General features: G+C 72.1%; 20 protein-coding genes and 1 tRNA gene. 7 read left to right on the plus strand and 14 right to left on the minus strand.

The window, feature by feature from the left end; all coding sequences use genetic code 11:
• Positions 1-305: 305 nt before the first annotated feature.
• From AOM05_RS08955 to AOM05_RS08965, 3 genes are all read left to right on the plus strand, one after another.
• A complete protein-coding gene (locus AOM05_RS08955; RefSeq protein WP_062521524.1) occupies positions 306-1,358 on the plus strand; it encodes a substrate-binding domain-containing protein in 1,053 nt (350 codons plus the stop codon).
• A gap of 78 nt (positions 1,359-1,436) precedes the next feature.
• The gene (locus AOM05_RS08960) at positions 1,437-2,612 is read left to right on the plus strand and encodes a Gfo/Idh/MocA family protein (RefSeq protein ID WP_156165121.1); all 1,176 of its coding nucleotides are present in this window, start codon (positions 1,437-1,439) and stop codon (positions 2,610-2,612) included.
• A gap of 11 nt (positions 2,613-2,623) precedes the next feature.
• Positions 2,624-3,631 carry a sugar phosphate isomerase/epimerase family protein gene (locus AOM05_RS08965; RefSeq protein ID WP_062521392.1) on the plus strand — a complete coding sequence of 336 codons (1,008 nt, stop codon included), beginning with the start codon at positions 2,624-2,626 and terminating at the stop codon, positions 3,629-3,631.
• A 24-nt stretch (positions 3,632-3,655) separates the two neighbouring features.
• On the opposite strand, the gene AOM05_RS08970 is transcribed toward AOM05_RS08965, so the two are convergent.
• The 5 genes from AOM05_RS08970 to murA form a co-directional block, all read right to left on the minus strand.
• Positions 3,656-4,846 (minus strand): ROK family transcriptional regulator, encoded by a 1,191-nt coding sequence (locus AOM05_RS08970; protein WP_062521395.1) that lies wholly within the window; start codon positions 4,844-4,846, stop codon positions 3,656-3,658.
• A gap of 164 nt (positions 4,847-5,010) precedes the next feature.
• On the minus strand, positions 5,011-6,099 hold the full coding sequence (locus AOM05_RS08975) for a D-alanine--D-alanine ligase family protein (protein WP_062521397.1): 1,089 nt from the start codon (positions 6,097-6,099) through the stop codon (positions 5,011-5,013).
• Positions 6,099-7,100: an NAD(P)H-dependent glycerol-3-phosphate dehydrogenase gene (locus tag AOM05_RS08980; protein WP_062521399.1), complete on the minus strand. Its 1,002-nt coding sequence runs from the start codon at positions 7,098-7,100 to the stop codon at positions 6,099-6,101. The genes AOM05_RS08975 and AOM05_RS08980 overlap by 1 nt, the downstream gene beginning before the upstream one ends.
• On the minus strand, positions 7,097-7,822 hold the full coding sequence (locus tag AOM05_RS08985) for a lysophospholipid acyltransferase family protein (RefSeq protein WP_228373242.1): 726 nt from the start codon (positions 7,820-7,822) through the stop codon (positions 7,097-7,099). The genes AOM05_RS08980 and AOM05_RS08985 overlap by 4 nt, the downstream gene beginning before the upstream one ends.
• Positions 7,823-7,824: 2 nt before the next feature.
• Complete coding sequence (gene murA / locus AOM05_RS08990; RefSeq protein ID WP_062521529.1) at positions 7,825-9,135, minus strand: UDP-N-acetylglucosamine 1-carboxyvinyltransferase; 1,311 nt, start codon at positions 9,133-9,135, stop codon at positions 7,825-7,827.
• Positions 9,136-9,199: 64 nt separating this feature from the next.
• Here murA and AOM05_RS08995 point away from each other — a divergent pair, with 64 nt between their 5' ends.
• Positions 9,200-10,072 (plus strand): PfkB family carbohydrate kinase, encoded by an 873-nt coding sequence (locus AOM05_RS08995; RefSeq protein ID WP_062521402.1) that lies wholly within the window; start codon positions 9,200-9,202, stop codon positions 10,070-10,072.
• Between the two features lie 172 nt (positions 10,073-10,244).
• On the opposite strand, the gene AOM05_RS09000 is transcribed toward AOM05_RS08995, so the two are convergent.
• The 4 genes from AOM05_RS09000 to leuC all read right to left on the minus strand — a co-directional run bounded on the left by AOM05_RS09000 (position 10,245) and on the right by leuC (position 13,827).
• Positions 10,245-10,850 (minus strand): nucleoside/nucleotide kinase family protein, encoded by a 606-nt coding sequence (locus tag AOM05_RS09000; protein ID WP_062521404.1) that lies wholly within the window; start codon positions 10,848-10,850, stop codon positions 10,245-10,247.
• Positions 10,847-11,668 (minus strand): CPBP family intramembrane glutamic endopeptidase, encoded by an 822-nt coding sequence (locus AOM05_RS09005; protein WP_062521405.1) that lies wholly within the window; start codon positions 11,666-11,668, stop codon positions 10,847-10,849. Before AOM05_RS09005 ends, AOM05_RS09000 begins: the two co-directional genes overlap by 4 nt.
• 80 nt (positions 11,669-11,748) lie before the next feature.
• Positions 11,749-12,390, minus strand: coding sequence for a 3-isopropylmalate dehydratase small subunit (gene leuD, locus AOM05_RS09010; protein ID WP_062521408.1), 642 nt, complete (start codon positions 12,388-12,390; stop codon positions 11,749-11,751).
• A 12-nt stretch (positions 12,391-12,402) separates the two neighbouring features.
• Positions 12,403-13,827, minus strand: coding sequence for a 3-isopropylmalate dehydratase large subunit (leuC, locus tag AOM05_RS09015; RefSeq protein WP_062521409.1), 1,425 nt, complete (start codon positions 13,825-13,827; stop codon positions 12,403-12,405).
• 54 nt (positions 13,828-13,881) lie between these two features.
• Between leuC and AOM05_RS09020 the strand changes: the two genes are divergently transcribed.
• Positions 13,882-14,604, plus strand: coding sequence for an IclR family transcriptional regulator (locus tag AOM05_RS09020; RefSeq protein WP_062288742.1), 723 nt, complete (start codon positions 13,882-13,884; stop codon positions 14,602-14,604).
• A gap of 84 nt (positions 14,605-14,688) precedes the next feature.
• Positions 14,689-15,216 carry a hypothetical protein gene (locus tag AOM05_RS09025; RefSeq protein WP_062521410.1) on the plus strand — a complete coding sequence of 176 codons (528 nt, stop codon included), beginning with the start codon at positions 14,689-14,691 and terminating at the stop codon, positions 15,214-15,216.
• Positions 15,217-15,242: 26 nt separating this feature from the next.
• Here the strand turns inward: AOM05_RS09025 and AOM05_RS09030 are convergent, their stop codons facing one another.
• The 4 genes from AOM05_RS09030 to AOM05_RS09045 are packed head-to-tail and all read right to left on the minus strand — an operon-like array spanning position 15,243 to position 16,936.
• Positions 15,243-15,620 carry a roadblock/LC7 domain-containing protein gene (locus AOM05_RS09030; protein ID WP_062521411.1) on the minus strand — a complete coding sequence of 126 codons (378 nt, stop codon included), beginning with the start codon at positions 15,618-15,620 and terminating at the stop codon, positions 15,243-15,245.
• Positions 15,617-15,997: a roadblock/LC7 domain-containing protein gene (locus tag AOM05_RS09035; RefSeq protein WP_062521413.1), complete on the minus strand. Its 381-nt coding sequence runs from the start codon at positions 15,995-15,997 to the stop codon at positions 15,617-15,619. The genes AOM05_RS09030 and AOM05_RS09035 overlap by 4 nt, the downstream gene beginning before the upstream one ends.
• Entirely contained in the window at positions 15,994-16,515 is a 522-nt protein-coding gene (locus AOM05_RS09040) for a GTP-binding protein (RefSeq protein ID WP_062521414.1), read from the minus strand. The genes AOM05_RS09035 and AOM05_RS09040 overlap by 4 nt, the downstream gene beginning before the upstream one ends.
• 55 nt (positions 16,516-16,570) lie before the next feature.
• Positions 16,571-16,936: a hypothetical protein gene (locus AOM05_RS09045; protein WP_062521415.1), complete on the minus strand. Its 366-nt coding sequence runs from the start codon at positions 16,934-16,936 to the stop codon at positions 16,571-16,573.
• Between the two features lie 288 nt (positions 16,937-17,224).
• Here AOM05_RS09045 and AOM05_RS09050 point away from each other — a divergent pair, with 288 nt between their 5' ends.
• On the plus strand, positions 17,225-17,680 hold the full coding sequence (locus AOM05_RS09050) for a thiol-disulfide oxidoreductase DCC family protein (protein WP_062521417.1): 456 nt from the start codon (positions 17,225-17,227) through the stop codon (positions 17,678-17,680).
• Between the two features lie 54 nt (positions 17,681-17,734).
• Here AOM05_RS09050 and AOM05_RS09055 read toward each other — a convergent pair.
• Positions 17,735-17,810 (minus strand) — tRNA-Glu (locus AOM05_RS09055).
• Positions 17,811-18,110 lie beyond the last annotated feature (300 nt).

Genomic DNA, 18,110 nt, shown 5'->3' on the forward strand with positions numbered 1-18,110 from the left:
ACGTGGAGTGGTCGTCTTCGATCACGCGACGAACATAACACGCGCGCGCCGGCCGCGAAAAGGGGTCGAAGTTTCGCGTGTCGTGGCGCCCGCACGCTCGTCCTACGCGTACGCGCGGCTGATGACGCCCGGATTTCGTTGCACAACCGTTATGTCGAGCTGCATACAGAAGTTGTTGCATTCTCGGCCGCTTCTGTTACGTTGACCTTGTCAGTGTGGACATCGACCGCCTCGTTCGCGAGCCGCGGCACCGTGTGACCCTCATCGCTGGCAACGACGACAGTGATCATTCAGGGGAGGACATCATGACTGGAACACGAGGCAAGCACTCGCGGTGGGTGACGTACGGGGCGGCGGCGATCGCGGGAGCCCTGCTGGTCGCCGGCTGCACCTCGAACGAGGACCCGGACACGGACGCCTCCGCGAGCGCCAACGGCGGCGGCGGAGAGACCACCACCAGCGGCGAGACCGTGGTGATCGGCTTCTCGGGCCCGGCCGCGGACCACGGCTGGCTGGGCGCCATCAACTCCGCGGCGATCGCCAAGGCGGAGGAGTTCGACGACGTCGAGCTCCGCGTCGCCGAGGGCACGGACGACGCCAACCTGCAGATCAGCCAGGTCGAGACGTTCATCAACGAAGGCGTCGACGCGATCGTCCTGCTGCCCACGGACGGCGCGGCGCTCACCGAGGCGGCCATCAAGGCGATGGAGGCGGGCATCCCGGTCATCAACGTCGACCGCGAGTTCTCCTCGACGGAGGCGGCGCGCAGCACCATCCTGGGTGACAACTACGGCATGGGCGTGAGCGCGGGCACCTACATCTGCGAGAAGCTCGACGGGCAGACCGACGCGGTGGTCGCCGAGGTCGCGGGCATCGACTCGCTGCCCCTGACCCAGGACCGCAGCCAGGGCTTCGCCGACGCGCTCGCCGAATGCGGCCTCGACGTCGACGCACGCGTCGCCGCGGACTTCACCATCGCGGGCGGCCAGGAGGTGACCGAGCAGCTGCTCTCGGCCAACCCCCAGATCGACGCGCTGTGGAACCACGACGACGACCAGGGCATCGGCGTGCTTGCCGCCATCGACGAGGCGGGCCGCGACGAGTTCTTCATGGTCGGCGGCGCCGGCTCGCTCAACGCGATGAACTCCATCAAGGCGGGCGACACCGTGCTCGAGGCGACAGTCATCTACCCGTCGACGCAGGCGGCGGACGGCATCGCGCTGGCCCGTCTCATCGCTCAGGGCGGCAGCATGGCGGACCTCGCGTCCGCAGGCGTTCCGCACCGCATCGTGCTCGACGCGCCGGTGGTCACCGCGGAGAACGTGGACGACTACCTGCACCTGGGCTTCGAGTCCTGATCCGGGACGGCGGCCGCCTCACTACGCGGGGCGGCCGCCGCTTCGCCCCCGCGCACGAGACGAGAGAGTGAGAGCAACATGGACGCGCCAGTGCGCATCGCGATGATCGGCAACGGCTTCATGGGGGCCGCCCACTCCCAGGGCTGGCGCGTGGCGCCGCGGTTCTTCCCCATCCCGCCCGTCGAGATGGCGGTGATGGTCGGCCGGGACGCCGAGAAGAACGCACGGCTCGCGCGCAAGTGGGGCTGGGCCGAGGCAGGTGTGGACGCCGAGGCGGCGATGACCCGCGACGACATCGACATCGTCGACATCGTCACCCCCGGCGACACGCACTGCGAGCTCGCGATCGCGGCGCTCGAGGCGGGCAAGCACGTGCTGTGCGAGAAGCCGCTCGCGAACACGGTCGACGAGGCCCGGCGCATGGCCGAGGCCGCCGAGAGGGCGGCGCGGCACGGCGTCCTCGCGATGGTCGGTTTCACCTACCGCCGCGTCCCCGCCGCCGAGCTCGCGCGCCAGATGATCGCGTCCGGCGCGGTGGGCACGGTGCGCCAGGTGCGCGCGCAGTACATGCAGGACTGGCTCGCTGACCCCGACTCCCCCATGACGTGGCGCCTCGACAAGGCCAAGGCGGGCTCGGGCGCGCTCGGGGACATCGGCGCGCACGCCATCGACCTCGCGCAGCACCTCACCGGTCAGCGTGTCGATGCGGTGTCCGGAACGGTCCAGACGTTCGTGAGCGAGCGCCCGCTGATGGCCGCGGGTCGCGGCCTGGGCGGGACCGCGGACGCGGACGCCCCGCGCGGGCAGGTGACCGTCGACGACTACGCGGCCTTCGTGGGCCGGTTCGACGGGGGCGCCCTGGGCTCGTTCGAGGCGAGCCGCTTCGCCACGGGCCGCAAGAACGCGCTGCGCGTCGAAGTCTACGGCGATCGCGGCGCCGTGGTGTTCGATCTCGAGGACATGAACGCGGTCCAGTGGTACGACGCCACGGCGCCGTCCGACCGCCAGGGCTTCACGCGCATCCTCGCGACCGAGCCCGAGCACCCCTACCTCTCCGCGTGGTGGCCCGCGGGGCATACGCTCGGCTACGAGCACGGATTCGTGCATCAGGCGAAGGACCTGGTGGAGGCGGTGGTCTCGGCGACGCAGCCGAGCCCGTCGTTCGCGGATGGATATCAGGTGCAGCGGGTCCTCGACGCCGTCGAGCGATCCGCCGCCGACGGCAGCGCGTGGGTGTCCACGCGCGAGGCATAGGAGAGGTACCGATGGCGCGACCGATCACCCTGTTCACCGGCCAGTGGGCGGACCTGCCGCTCGAGGAGGTGGCGCGCCTCGCGGCGGGCTGGGGCTACGACGGCCTCGAGCTCGCGTGCTGGGGCGACCATCTGGACCCGTGGCGCTGGGACGACGACGAGTACGTCCAGGGCAGGCTCGACCTCCTCGAGCGCCACGGACTCAAGGTCTACGCGATCTCCAACCACCTCAAGGGTCAGGCCGTCTGCGACGACCCGATCGACCACCGCCACCGCGACATCGTGGGCCCGCGCGTGTGGGGCGACGGCGACCCCGAGGGCGTGCGCCGGCGCGCCGCGGAGGAGATGCAGCACACCGCCCGCCTCGCCCGCCGCCTCGGCGTCGACACCGTGGTGGGCTTCACAGGCTCCGCGATCTGGAAATACGTCGCCATGTTCCCGCCGGTCTCCCAGGACGTCATCGACGCCGGGTACCAGGACTTCGCGGACCGCTGGAACCCGATCCTCGACGTGTTCGACGAGGAGGGCGTGCGGTTCGCCCACGAGGTCCACCCCAGCGAGATCGCCTACGACTACTGGACCACGGTGCGGACGCTCGAGGCGATCGGGCACCGGCCCGCCTTCGGGCTCAATTGGGACCCGAGCCACATGGTGTGGCAGGACCTCGACCCGGTGGGCTTCCTCATCGACTTCGCCGACCGGATCTACCACGTCGACTGCAAGGACACCCGCAAGCGCATGGTCAACGGGCGCAACGGCCGTCTCGGCTCGCACCTCGCATGGGCCGATGCGCGGCGCGGCTGGGACTTCATCTCCACCGGCCACGGGGACGTGCCCTGGGAGGACGCGTTCCGCGCCCTCAACCAGATCGGCTACGCCGGCCCCATCTCGATCGAGTGGGAGGACGCGGGCATGGACCGCCTCCTGGGCGCGCCCGAGGCGCTCGAGTTCGTGCGACGCCTCGCTTTCGACGCGCCCGACGCCGCCTTCGACGCGGCCTTCAGCACGTCCACCGACTGAGGGGCACGCTGGGGGCGGGACGCTTCAGCGCTCCTCCCCCAGCATCGCCTCGATACGGGCCGGCGACAGCGCGTGGTGGATCGCGAGCATGCTCGCCCCCTCGATCGCTGCGTTCGCTCCCGAGCGCGACTGTGTGATCTGCAGGTTGGAGGTCGCGAGCGGCATCGAGCGCGCGTAGACCACCTCGCGGGCGCCCGCGAGCAGGTGGTCGCCCGCGTGGGCGAGCGAGCCGCCCAGCACGATCACCTCGGGGTTGATGAGGCTCACGCACGTGGTGAGCACCTCGCCGATCAGCCGGCCGGCCTCCCGGACGGCCTGGATCGCGGGGATGTTGCCCGCCCGTACCAGCTCAGCGACGTCCTGGCTGGTCTCGACCTCGACGCCGGCGTCGCGCAGGCCCGCGGCCACGGCGGGCCCCGCGGCGATCGCCTCGAGGCATCCGCGGTTGCCGCACCGGCACAGCGCATCCTTGCCGCTGTGCACGAACACGTGCCCGATGTCACCCGCGATGCCCTGGGCGCCGCGCTGCAGGCGACCTCCCGAGATCACGCCCGCGCCGATTCCCGTGGCGACCTTGACGAACACCAGGTGGTCGACGTCGGGCCACGCGATCTCCCGCTCCCCCAGCGCCATGATGTTGACGTCGTTGTCGACCAGCACCGGCACGCCGAGCTCCGCGCTCAGGTGCCCGGGGACGTCGTAGCGGTCCCATCCGGGCATGATCGGCGGGTCGATCGGCTTGCCCGTGCTGTGCTCGACCGGACCGGGCAGGCCCACGCCCACCGCGAGGAGGTCGTCGCTCGAGCCGCGCTCGGCGACCAGCGCGCGACCCTCCTCGGCCACCCAGCCCAGCACCGCGGCGGGCCCCTCGGCGACGGCGAGCGACACGGAGCGCTGCTCGAGGATGCGGCCGCTGAGGTCGGCGAGCGCGATGCGCGCGTGCGAGGCGCCCACGTCCACACCCAGCACCACCCGGCCCGAGGAGTTGAGCGCGAACTGCGAGGACGGGCGCCCACCCGTGGAGACCGCGGTGCCCACCGGCTTGACCAGCCCGAGCCGCACCAGGGAGTCGACCCGGGCGGCGACGGTCGACCGCGCCAGCCCGGTCAACCCCGCCAGCTCGGAACGGGTCCGGGGCGACCCGTCCCTCAGGATCTGGAACAGGTCCTTGCCCGCCTGCTCGCTCACCGCATCGTCGCGTGTTACGTCGGCCATGCCGCGATCTTATCGCGCCCACAATCGAAAGTCCCGCAGGCTTTCGACTTTCCTCGCTCCCCACACTGGCAACGGATCTCGAGCCGACTCGCGGGGCATCGACGGGCGTGTGAACGTGTCCAGGCCAGCGCGCCGCCGCGGATTCCGTTGTGAGTGTCGAGACCTCAGCGCAGGCCCACGGGCCTCTCGAGCGCGACCGTGAGCAGCGTCTCCACCAGCTCCACGTAGGTGATCCCGGCGGCCGCGGCCATGCGCGGGTACATCGACGTGGGCGTGAAGCCCGGCATGGTGTTGATCTCGTTGACCACCACGCCACCGTCGGCCTTCACGAAGACGTCCACGCGCGCAAGCGACTCCGCCCCCACCGCACGGAACGCGCGCTTGGCGTAGTCGGCGACGGTCGCGGCGACGGCACCCTCGAGCGACGTCGGGCACAGCAGCGTGACGGCGGCCTCGTCGAGGTACTTCGCCTCGAAGTCGTAGAACTCGTGGTCGCCGCCGGTGATGATCTCGCCGGCCGGCGAGGTGAGCAGCCCGCCCGCGGTCGCGAGCACCGCCGTCTCGACCTCGCGCCCCACCACGGCGGCCTCGATCAGCACCTTCGGGTCGTGCTTCTGCGCGTCCGCGACGGCCGCGTCCAGCGCCGCCCAGGAGGACACCTTCGAGATCCCCATCGAGGACCCCGCACGCGCGGGCTTGACGAACACGGGCAGCCCCAGCGCCTCGATCTCGAGCCGCTGCTCCTCGACGCCGCGGTGCGGCGACACCACCACGTCGCGCGCGACGGGCAGCCCCGCCTCGCGGAACGCGGTCTTCATGTACTGCTTGTCCATGCCCATCGCGGACGCGAGCACGCCGGACCCGACGTAGCGCACGTCGACCAGCTCGAGCGCACCCTGCAGGGTGCCGTCCTCGCCCCACGGCCCGTGGAGCAGGGGGAACACCACGTCGATCTCGCCCAGGTCGCGCAGACCCGCGGGCCCGGCGATCCGCCACGTGCGCGATCCGGCCTCGACGGGCGGCAGCACCACGTCGTCGGAGGCGGGCACGGTGGGCATCGCGCCGGAGACGATGCGCCAGTCGCCCGGGTCGGACGAGGCCAGGGTCCAGCGGCCCTCCCGGGTGATGCCGATCGCCACCACGTCCCAGCGCTCACGGTCGATCGCGCCGAGCACGCCGCCCGCGGTCACGCAGGACACGCCGTGCTCGGTGGACCGGCCGCCGAACACGACCGCCACGGTGGGCTTCGCCATCAGTCGACCTCCGCCTTCCTGGGACGCGACAGCAGCGCGCCGATCACGGACTCGACCGGCGCCTCGCCCGCGAGCATGGTCACCACGCCGTCGCAGATGGGCACGTCGACCACGGCCGCGGTCGCGAGTTCCTGGACGGCGCGCGCCGTCTTCACGCCCTCGGCGGTGCCGCGGGTGAGCGAGATCGCCTCCTCCAGCGAGCGGCCGCGGCCCAGGTGCGCGCCGAGCGTGTGGTTGCGCGACAGCGGCGACGCGCACGTCGCGATGAGGTCGCCCATGCCGGCGAGGCCGGAGAACGTCTCGGGACGCGAGCCGAGCGCCAGGCCCAGCCGCGTGATCTCCGCGAGGCCGCGCGTGATGACGGTCGCGGTGGTGTTGTTGCCGAATCCGAGGCCGTCGGTGATGCCCACCCCGACGGCGATGACGTTCTTGTACGCCCCGCAGAGCTCGACGCCCACCAGGTCGTCGTTCGTGTAGGGACGGAAGTAGGACGATGCGGTGGCCGCGGCGACCATCTCGGCCGCCTCCGCGTCGGCGGACGCGACCACGGTGGCGGTGGGCTGGCGCTGGGCGATCTCCTTGGCGAGGTTCGGCCCCGACACCGCGGCGACCCGCTCGGGCCCCAGGCCCCACGCCTCCGCGAGAACCTGCGACATGCGCGCGTGGCTGCCGAGCTCGATGCCCTTCATGAGCGACACGGCTACCGCGCCCGACGGGACCAGCGATGCGAACGGCGCGATGATCTCGCGCGCGCGCTGCGCCGGCACGGCGACCGCGACCACGTCGGCCCCGGCGAGCGCCTCCTCGATGTCGGTGGTCGCGTGGATACCTGCGGGCAGCTCGACCCCCGGGATGGCGGCCTCGTGCCTACGGTCGTCGCGGATCGACCGGACCACCGCATCGTCCCTGCCCCAGAGGGTGACGTCGGTGCCGGCGTCCTTCATCACCGCGGCGAACGTGGTGCCCCACGCCCCCGCGCCGAGGATCGCGGCTCGCGTCATCGGGTGGGCCTCCCGCCGTCGCCCTGCTTGCGGATGTCGTACGGCTTCTCCGGCGGGGTCTCCCCGCGGATCTCGGCGACCATGGTGGTCAGCGTAGCCATGATGCGGTCCGTCGCCTCGCGCAGCGTCGCGGTGTCGAGGTCGCCGCCGCGGAGGTCGTCAAGGTTCACCTCGGGTCCCGCGACCACCGTGATGGTCTTGCGCGGGATCGGGTGGACCATCTTGCCATAGCGCGGGAGCAGCGTATGGGCCCCCCACTGCGCGACCGGGATGACCGGCACGCCCGTGGACAGCGCCATGCGGGCCACGCCCGTGCGGCCGATCATGGGCCACAGGTCGGGGTCACGCGTGAGGGTGCCCTCGGGGAACATCGCGATCATGTCGCCGCGCTCGAGCACCTCGACGGCCGCGTCGACCGCCTCGGCCGCGCGGGACGTGCCGCGGTGGACGGGGATCTGGTCGAAGCCGCGCAGCAGCCAGCCGATGAACGGCGCACGGAACAGGCTCTCCTTCGCGAGGATCCGCGGCGGGTGCCCGTTGTTGTACAGGAAGTGCGCGAGCGTGATCGGGTCGGCGTAGGACACGTGGTTGGACACGGCGATGAAGCCGCGGTCGGTCGGCAGGTGCTCGGCGCCGTGCCAGTCCTTCCTGGTCACGGACGTCATGAGCGCCTGCAGCGGCCTCGCCGCGTTGCGGTAGAAGCGGGATGCGGGGGTGGGCACGCCTACTCGACCTCGGCCCCGAGCGACGCGAGCTTCCCACGGAAGTTCTCGTAGCCCCGGTCGATGATGCCGATGCCCCGCACGGTGGACGTGCCCTCGGCCGCGAGCGCCGCGATGAGGTGGGAGAAGCCGCCGCGCAGGTCGGGCACCTCGATGTCCGCCGCCACGAGCGGCGTCGGCCCGGAGATGACCGCCGAGTGCTGGAAGTTCATCGCCCCGAAGCGGCACGCGACGTCGCCCAGGCACTCGCGGAACAGCTGGACGTGGGCGCCCATCTGGCCCAGCGCGTCGGTGAACCCGAAGCGGTTCTCGTAGACGGTCTCGTGGACGATGCTGAGGCCGTTGGCCTGCGTGAGCGCCACCACCAGCGGCTGCTGCCAGTCGGTCATGAAGCCGGGGTGCACGTCGGTCTGCAGGGCGATCGGCTTGAGGTCGCCGCCCGGGTGGTAGAACCGGATGCCGTCGCGGACCACCTCGAACTCGCCGCCGACCTTGCGGAACACGTTGAGGAACATGCCCATGGTGCGCTGCTGCGCGCCGTGCACGAAGATGTCGCCCTTCGTCGCGAGCGCGGCGGAGGCCCACGAGCCCACCTCGATGCGGTCGGTGAGCGCGACGTGGTCGTAGCCGTGGAGGCGGTCCACGCCCTCGATGGTGATGGAGCGGTCCGTCGACACGGAGATGATGGCGCCCATCTTCTGCAGCGTGTCGATGAGGTCCTTGATCTCCGGCTCGACCGCGGCGCCCTCGAGGTGCGTGATGCCCTCGGCCATGACGGCGGTGAGCAGCAGCTGCTCGGTCGCGCCCACGGACGGGTACGCGAGCTTGTGCTTGATGCCCTTGAGGCCGCGGGGCGCGGTGAGGTAGAGGCCGTCCTCCATCTGCTGTACCTCGGCCCCGAACTTCTGCAGGATCTCGAGGTGGAAGTCGATGGGCCGGTCGCCGATCCGGCAACCACCGAGGTCCGGGATCACGGCCTCGCCCAGGCGGTGGAGCAGCGGGCCGCACAGCAGGATCGGGATGCGGCTCGAGCCGGCGTGGGCCGCGATCTGGGCGGCGTCCGCACGCTGGAGCGCGGAGGTGTCCATGGCGAGCACGCCGGACTCGACGTCGTAGTCCACGCCCACGCCATGGAGGCGGAGCAGGGAGGACACGACGGCGACGTCGCGGATCTCGGGAACGTTGCGCAGGGTCGACGGGGTGGAGCCCAGCAGCGCCGCGACCATCGCCTTGGAGACGAAGTTCTTCGCGCCGCGGACGGTGATCTCGCCCGTGAGGGGGCGGCCGCCGGTCACCCGGATGGAGTCGGTCATGGCGTCCATCTTCCCCCATCGGCGCCGCCGCGCCCGCATCCGGCCGTGTCGCTACGCTGACGGCGTGACCGCCGCCGCACTCTTCGCCGGGCTCGCCACGCTCGACATCGTCCAGCTGGTCGAGCGCCTGCCGGCGCCCGATCAGAAGGTGGCGGCGCTGGACTTCTCGGTGTGCGCGGGCGGGCCGGCGGCGAACGCCGCCGTCGCATTCGGACGATGCGGCGGTCGCCCCACGCTTGTGACCGCCCTTCCCTCGCACGAGCTCACGGCGCTGCTGACCGCCGACCTCGCGCGCTGCGGCGTCGCCGTGGTCGAGGCGGCGTCCTACGACGGGCCGCCGGTGACCGCGTCGATCATGGTGACGCGCGCGACGGGCGACCGCGCGGTGGTCTCGCCCTCGGGGGTCGCGACGTCGGGCGGCCTGGTGCCGACGATCGAGCCGTCGCTCGCCGGCGCGGGTGCCGTGCTGATCGACGGCTACTTCCCCGAGATCTCGCTGCCGCTCGCAGCGCGCGCCCGCGCGGCAGGGGTCCCCGTGATCCTCGACGCCGGTTCGCACAAGCCCCACACCGACGCGGTGGTCACGGCCTGCGACATCGCCGTCGTGTCCGACGACTTCGCACCGCCCGGCACCTCCGGTGACCCCGACGCGGTGCTCGCGTACCTCTTCGCGCTCGGCGCGACCGCCGCCGTCATCACGCGCGGCGCCGGCTCGGTGCTCTGGGCGACCCCCGCATCGTCCGGCGAGGTCCCCGTCCCGCCGGTCGCCCCCGTGGTCGACACGCTGGGCGCCGGCGACTTCTTCCACGGCGCGCTCGCCTACCGGGTGGCCTCCCTGGGCCGGGACGATGCGCGGCTCGCCCAGGATGTCGCGTTCGCGGCCGCGGTGGTCGCCGAGTCGCTCGGGTCCTTCGGGACGCGCGCCTGGCTCGCCTGAGCGGGTCGCCCGCCCTGCGGGACGCTCACCGTGCTTTTTCAGCTCGCGATGCATCGGGCGGGACATGCGCCCCGGGGACGGCTGTCCCGCCCGGCGCGGCGAGGCGCAGAAAAGCACGGTGAGTGTCCCGGCGGAGGCGGGCGGAGGCGGGCGGAAGCGCGGCGCCGACTGGCTAGCCCTCGATGACCAGGTCCGCGCGGTCGCGGGTGCCGTCCACGATGCGCGCATTCGCCGCGTCCACCGTGTCGACCCACGCGGCCGCGGCCCCAGGATCGCGCCCCGTGGCGATGCGTCGCGCGACCAGCCGCTCGCGCGCCACCTCCCACGGCACGTCGAGGCACCACAGCTCCGTCAGCAGCGGGCGCACGCGAGGCCATAGCCCCAGGTAGTTGCCCTCGACCACCACCACCCGGGCCTCGGCGGGGACGGGAAGCCGGTCCGGCACCACGTCGTGGAGCGCACGGTCGTAGTCGGGCGCGAGCACCGCGTCCCCCGCCGCGACGCGGGTGAGCAACGCCACGAACGCGTCGGCGTCGAAGGTCTCGGGCGCGCCCTTACGGTCCGCGAGCCCTCGCGCCGCCAGCTCCAATCCCGGCAGGTGGAAGCCGTCCATCGGCAGGTACGCGGCGGGCACCCCGCGCGCGTCGAGCCCCGCCACCACCGAGCGCGCGAGCGTCGACTTCCCCGCGCCCGGTCCCCCGGCGATGCCGATCACCGCCCGGCCGCCCTGGGCGAGCGCCGCGGCCCGCGCGACCAGCTCGGCGCGCGACGCGCTCACGGCGCCGTGATGAACACGTCGAACAGCTCCGGGTGGTGGGCGTGGACGAGGACGGCGAACACCACCGCGTCGAACAGCAGATGCACGGTCACCACGTAGGGCAGCGACTTGGTGCGCGCGAAGATCCAGCCCTGGACCAGCGCGAACGGGACGGTGAGCAGCGGACCCCACTCGCGGTACCCGAGCTCCCACAGGAAGCTCACGAACACCATCGCCTGCAGGATATTCGCGGTCCACATCGGGAAGTGGCTGCGCAGCAGGGCGAACACCACGCAGATGAAGAACAGCTCGTCCCACAGGCCCACCGCGTTGACGCCCACGAACAGCCGCGCGATGTCGCCCTCGCCGTCAAGGTCGGGCCAGTTGAGGTACGCGCCCGAGCCGATGAAGTAGAACGGCAGGATCAGGTACCCCGCGAGCACCACGATCCCGAGATAGATCCACATGGTCCGCGTCCACCGCTGGCCCGTCCCGATGGGGAACGTGATGGTGCGGTCCTTGAACGCGAGGCGCGAGATCAGCGTCGGCACCAGCACCGCGCCGCCCAGCGCGAGCGTGAAGCGCAGCATCCCGGCGTCGGAGAGGTCGGCCTTGAGCGAGATGGTCGAGATGATGAGCTGGCCGAGCGCGATCAGCCCGAGGTCGCGCCCCAGCCGCCGGTCCACCACGATGCCGAGGACCACGCCGGCTACCAGCACGATGAAACCGAGGGGCCTCACGTGCACGGCGAAGAGCAGCACGGCGGCCCCGCACACGAGCACCGCCGCCAGGAGGCGCAAGCCGGCCGCCGCATCGTCCCTGCGCACGCCCGCCGTCATGCCGCCACTGTGCCAGACGCCCGGACGCGTCGAAGGCCGCACCCGCGGACGGGTGCGGCCTTCGACGGACGATGCGGGGGTTACGCCTCGACGGGACGCGCGGCCTCGATGTGGACCGACGGCAGGTGCTTCGACGGCAGCGTCTTGGGACGCCACGCGGCGCGGGTGGCCTCGAACGCGGTGATGTCCTCCTCGTGCTGGAGGGTCAGGCCGATGTCGTCGAGGCCCTCCATGAGGCGCCAGCGCACGTAGTCGTCGATCTCGAACGGCACGGTGAGCTCGCCGCACGTGACGGTGCGGTCCTCGAGGGAGACGGTGATCTCCTTGCCGGGCTCCGCGTCGAGCAGCTTCCACAGCAGCTCGACGTTCTCCTGCGAGACCACGGCTGCGAGGAGGCCCTGCTTGCCGGAGTTGCCGCGGAAGATGTCCGCGAAGCGCGAGGCGATGACCACCTTGAAGCCGTAGTCCTTGAGCGCCCACACGGCGTGCTCGCGGGACGAGCCGGTACCGAAGTCGGGGCCCGCCACCAGGACGGAGCCGTTCTTGTAGGCCTCCTGGTTGAGGATGAACTCCGAGTCGCCGCGCCAGGCGGCGAACAGCGCGTCGTCGAAGCCGGTCTTGGTGACGCGCTTGAGGTAGACGGCGGGGATGATCTGGTCGGTGTCGACGTTCGAGCGCCGCAGCGGGACGCCCACACCGGTGTGCGTGGTGAACTTCTCCATGGTGGTGGCTCCTTAGACCAGCGCCGCGGGGGCGTCGGCCAGGTCGGCGGGGCTGGACAGCGTGCCGCGCACCGCGGTGGCGGCGGCGACCAGGGGCGACACCAGGTGGGTACGGCCACCCTTGCCCTGACGGCCCTCGAAGTTGCGGTTCGACGTGGACGCCGAACGCTCCTGCGGACGCAGCTGATCGGGGTTCATGCCCAGGCACATCGAGCATCCCGCGTTGCGCCACTCGGCGCCGAAGTCGATGAAGACCTTGTCGAGGCCCTCGGCCTCGGCCTGGAGGCGGACACGCGCGGAGCCGGGGACCACCAGGAAGCGGACGCCCTCGGCCTTGGTGCGGCCCTGGATGATCTCGGCGGCGGCGCGGAGGTCCTCGATGCGGCCGTTGGTGCACGAGCCGAGGAAGACCGTGTCGATGGCGATGTCGCGCAGCGGCGTGCCCGGGGTGAGGCCCATGTACTCGAGCGCGTTCGCGGCGGCCTCGCGGTCGACCTCGTCGGCGATGTCGTCGGGGTTGGGGACGGTCGCGGACAGCGGCAGGCCCTGGCCGGGGTTGGTGCCCCAGGTGACGAAAGGCTCGAGGTCGCTCGCGTCGAGGTCGACCTGCGTGTCGAACACGGCGTCCTCGTCGGTGACGAGGGTCTTCCAGTACTCGACGGCGGCGTCCCAGTCCTCGCCCTCGGGGGCGTGCGGGCGGCCCTGCACGTAGTCGAACGTGGTCTGGTCGGGCGCGATGATGCCGGCGCGGGCGCCCGCCTCGATCGACATGTTGCACACGGTCATGCGCGCCTCCATGGAGAGCGCACGGATCGCGTCGCCGCGGTACTCGAGCACGTAGCCCTGGCCGCCGCCGGTGCCGATCTTCGCGATGATCGCGAGGATGATGTCCTTGGCGGTGGAGCCCTCGGGCAGCTCGCCGTTCACGTTGATCGCCATGGTCTTGAACGGCTTGAGCGGCAGCGTCTGGGTCGCGAGCACGTGCTCGACCTCGGAGGTGCCGATGCCGAAGGCCAGCGAGCCGAAGGCGCCGTGCGTCGAGGTGTGCGAGTCGCCGCAGACCACCGTCATGCCCGGCATCGTGAGGCCCAGCTGGGGGCCCACCACGTGGACCACGCCCTGGTCCGCGTCGCCGAGCGAGTGGATGCGCACGCCGAACTCCTCGGCGTTGCTGCGCAGCGTGTTGATCTGGATGCGCGAGGTCTCGTCCGCGATCGGCAGGTCGATGTCGAGCGTCGGGGTGTTGTGGTCCTCGGTCGCGATGGTGAGGTCCGGGCGGCGGACCTGGCGACCCGCGAGGCGGAGGCCCTCGAAGGCCTGAGGCGAGGTCACCTCGTGGCACATGTGCAGGTCGATGTAGATGAGGTCGGGCGCACCGTCCTCACCCTTCCGGACCAGGTGGCTGGTCCACAGCTTCTCGGCGAGGGTGGTTCCCATCGCGATCTCCTTCGCAGGTCGACATCTCATGATTTGAGACGTTAGTATCGCTCCGTGGACAATCATAGCGGTGTTGGTGTCATTGACAAGGCGGCGGCAATCCTCGGCGCCTTGGAGCAGGGCCCTGCCACCCTGGCCGAGCTGGTCGCGAGCACGCACCTCGCGCGCCCGACCGTGCACCGCCTCGCGCTGGCCCTCGAGCACCACCACCTGGTGGGCCGCGACGCTTCCGGAGCGTTCACCCTGGGACGTCGCTTCGCGCAGCTCGCCGCGTCCGTGAACGAGGACCGCCTGGTCTCCGCCGCGCAGCCCGTCCTCACCGTCTTGCGCGACCGCACCGGCGAGTCCTCGCAGCTGTACCGCCCCCACGGCGACGAGCGCATCTGCATCGCGGCCGCCGACCGCCCGATCGGCCTGCGCGACTCGATCCCGGTGGGCACCACCATGACCATGAAGGCCGGATCCGCCGCCAAGGTGCTGCTCGCCTGGGCCGAGCCCGAGCGCATGCACCGCGGGCTCGCGGAGGCCCGCTACACCGCCGCCGAGCTCGACCGCGTCCGCCAGCAGGGCTTCGCGGAGAGCGCGAGCGAGCGCGAGGCCGGCGTCGCCTCCGTGTCCGCGCCCGTGTGGGGCGCGGCCGGCACCGTCATCGCCGCGGTCTCCATCTCGGGCCCCGTCGAGCGGCTCACCTCGACGCCCGGCGCGGTCCACGCCCCAGCCGTCACCGACGCCGCGCGCCAGCTCACCGAGGTGCTGCAGCGCACCGTCATCGCCTGACGCGCAGAACCCGGCCCGCGCATCGTCCCCCCGCGGTGACCTACGTCCCTGGCGCCGCGCGCGCCGCGGGCGGACCCTGAAGCCATGGACATCGTGGTCTTCGAGTCGCTGTACGGCAACACCGCCGCCGTGGCCGCCGCCATCGCCGTGGGGCTCGGCGAGGATACCCGCGCGCTCACCACGTCCGAGGCGACGCCCGACGTGGTCGCCGCCGCGCGCGTCGTGGTCGCGGGGGCGCCGGTCCACGCCATGAGCCTGCCGACCGCCGCGACGCGCGAGTCCGCACGCGCCAAGCCGCAGGGCGCCGAGCACATGCCCGCCGACCTCGGCCACCTGTCCATGCGCGAATGGCTGACCGCGCTGCCCCGCGGCCCGCGGCTCGGCGCGGCGTTCGACACGCGGGTGCGCGGGCCCCTGGGGCACGGCTCGTCGAAGGCCATCGCGCAGACCCTCGAGGCGTGCGGCTTCACCCTTCTCGACGCTCCGCGCGGGTTCACGGTGCACATGCACACGTCCTCGTCCGAGCCCGCGGCGCTCCTCGCGCGCGGACAGCTGGACCTCGCGCGCGAGTGGGGAGAGCAGCTGCGCGAGCGGGCGGCCGCGCTCGTCTAGGCCCCTGCCTGGGACGATGCGCGGGGTCAGTCCGCGCCGAACGCCGCCTGCGCGTCGTCGAGGTCGCGCGCCAGGCGTCGCACCCGACGATGCAGATCGCCGACGTCGACGACCGCGTCCGCCACCACCGTGAGCGAGTAGCCGCAGTCGAGCGGGCGGACGATCGCGACGGACTCGTCACCGACGAGGATCGACCCCTGCGACGCGCCCAGCGCGAGCGTGTCGCTCGCCACCGCGGCCACCCCGAGAGCCGTCGCGGTCGCCGCTGCCGCGTGGTCGCGCGCCTCGAGCTGCACCTCGTCGAAGAGGGGCAGCCCGTCGCGGCTCGCGACGATCACGCGGCTCACCTCGGGCACCCGGTGCAGCACGGCCGCGACCTCGGCTGCCGCCTCGCGCAGGCTCATACGCCGGCCTCGACGCGCCACCCGCCCAGCAGGGGCCGAACCGCGGACTCGGCCGCGGACCTCAGGAGGGCGAGGTCGACGTCCGCACGCGCGACCGCGGCGAGCACGTGCGCGGCATCGATGGGCTGGACCACCAGCACGCCGCTGGCGGTCCTCACCACGACCGTGTCGAGCGCCCCGAGCCGGAACGCGGCGGCGACGGACTGCGCGAGGCCCAGCAGCGTCGCGGTCACCGCGGCCCCCGTGTCGCGCTCGGCGAGGGTCGCGTCGTCGTAGACCGCGATGCCGTCGGATCGCGCCAGCAGCACGCGGGTGACGTCCGGGACCGCGCGACGGATCTGCGCGGAGGCCATGAGCCCGTGCTTGGGGATGATCACGACGCCACCCCCGCGAGGGAGGCCACGCGTGCGAGCAGGCTGCGGCACTCGTCGGGGTCGCGAGGGTCGCACCTGACAATCGCGTCCGCGGGCACGCCGACGAACGCGGCGAGCTCGGACGCGGGCAGCGCGGCCTCGTCCCAGCGGTTCGCCGCGAGGACGAACGGCACGTCGGGCGCAAAGCCGGCGAACGCACGCACGATGCTGCGCAGCTGGGCACGCGCCTGGAGCCTGCTCGCGTCGAGCACGAGCACGTACGCATGCATGCCCTGTGCGAGGACCGGCCACATGAAGTTGAAGCGCTCCTGGCCGGGCGTGCCGAAGAGCGTGAGACGCACGCCGTCCACCTCGGCGGACCCGTGGTCCATCGCGGTGGTGGTCGTGTCCTTGAGCGCACGCGTGGCGTCCGAGACCGCATGCTCGCTGTGCAGCGCCTCGGCGTCGCTCGCCGAACGGATGAAGGTGGTCTTGCCGGCGCCGAAAGGTCCAGCGACGACGATCTTGAGGATGGCGTCCATGGCGGGCCATGCCTCGACCGGGGCGGGGTCAACCGCCCCGGTCGACGCACGGGTCCTAGATCTCGAGCGCCTGCTCGATGGTCTGGAGCTGGCGGCGCGCCATCGCGAGGTTCGCACGCGACTTGTCGAGCACCAGGTAGAGGAACAGCCCCTGGCCCGACTGCGAGCTCACCAGGCGCACCAGGTGGAACTGCTTGCCGAGCGTGATGAGGATGTCCTCGATCGTGTCGTCCAGGCCCAACGAGCCCATGACGCGCAGCTTCGCGCGCACCACCTCGGTGTTGCCCGCGGCGGCGAGCTCGAGGTCGATGCCGGAGCCCGCGGTTGCGAGGGTCATGCCGGAGTCGTAGTCGACGAGCGCGGCTGCGACGGCGCCGTCGATCGCGACGGCAGCCTGGACGGAGTCATTTGCGGTGGCCATGGTGGCGCCTTTCAGGGGGGACGGCGCACTGCTCCCTCAGCAGGGGGTGCAATCGTTGCGCAGGGGGGGACGTCGGGGCGGTCCGTGCCGCTCCCGACCGCGAGCACGCCCTCAGCCGGCGCGTCGCGAAAGGAAATCTACGCGGAGCGCCCGGGGCAGGCGCAAACCGGCCACGCCGGACTGTGACGAGCATCACATGACGACGCAATAACAGTGATTTAGCAGGAAAACGCCCATCTCCGACACCTGTCAAAGTCGCCGCAGCGGGTCTCCGCCTATCGTGGGGCCATGCGCGCCCTGGTGATCTTCGACGGCGACTGCGGGCTGTGCAACGGGTTCGTGGCGTGGCTCATCACGCACGACCCGCAGCGGCGCTTCCTCATCGCGGGCAGCGCGGGCGAGGCCGGTCGCGCGGCGCTCGACGCCGCCGGGCTGGGGCCCGAGATCGCGGCGTCCACCATCGTCGTGTGGGACGGGCGGGAGGCACTGCTGCGGACCGATGCGCTGGCAAGGATCGCGCGCGGCCTCCCCTGGCCGTGGCGCGCGGCCGCGGCGATGCGGGTGGTCCCGCGCCCGCTTCGCGACGCCGCCTACGACCAGGTCGCGCGCCGCCGCCCGCGCAGGCCCGCCGAGGACCCGGCGTGCGGGGTCCCGCGGCGGGACCTGCGCGAACTGTGGCTCTCGCGGCTGGTGACGGTCGAGACCATCGACGACCTGGCCGAGGCCCCCGCGCCGCGGCTGTGACGTCCGCGACGAGAAACCAAGAAACCCCCCGCCCTGCTGGGCGAGGGGTTTCGCTGGTAGCCCCGACGGGATTCGAACCCGCGCTACCGCCTTGAGAGGGCGGCGTGCTAGGCCGCTACACAACGGGGCCCTAGCTGCTGTCGCCACCCTGACCGGGCGGCTGGCGCGAGATAAGACTTTACAGCATGGTCGGCGCAGATTCCAAATCGGCACCCCGCGCCTTCGCGTGCGACCCGCCCATGATCCCATGACCAGGGATTTCGCGTCGCGCGCGCAGCAGCGATCGGGCCGCTCCCGGGCCCCGGTGATCGATTCCTGCAGAAGAACGCACCCGGATCCGCACTCGCGTATCACCGCGCCGAGCCACGCCGGCGGGCGCCGGCGACGCAGGACGATGCGCCGGGCACCCCAGACCCGGGCCCACCACCCC

The sequence above is a fragment of the Demequina silvatica genome, assembly GCF_000971215.1.
In the GTDB taxonomy this organism is placed as follows: Bacteria; Actinomycetota; Actinomycetes; order Actinomycetales; family Demequinaceae; genus Demequina; species Demequina silvatica.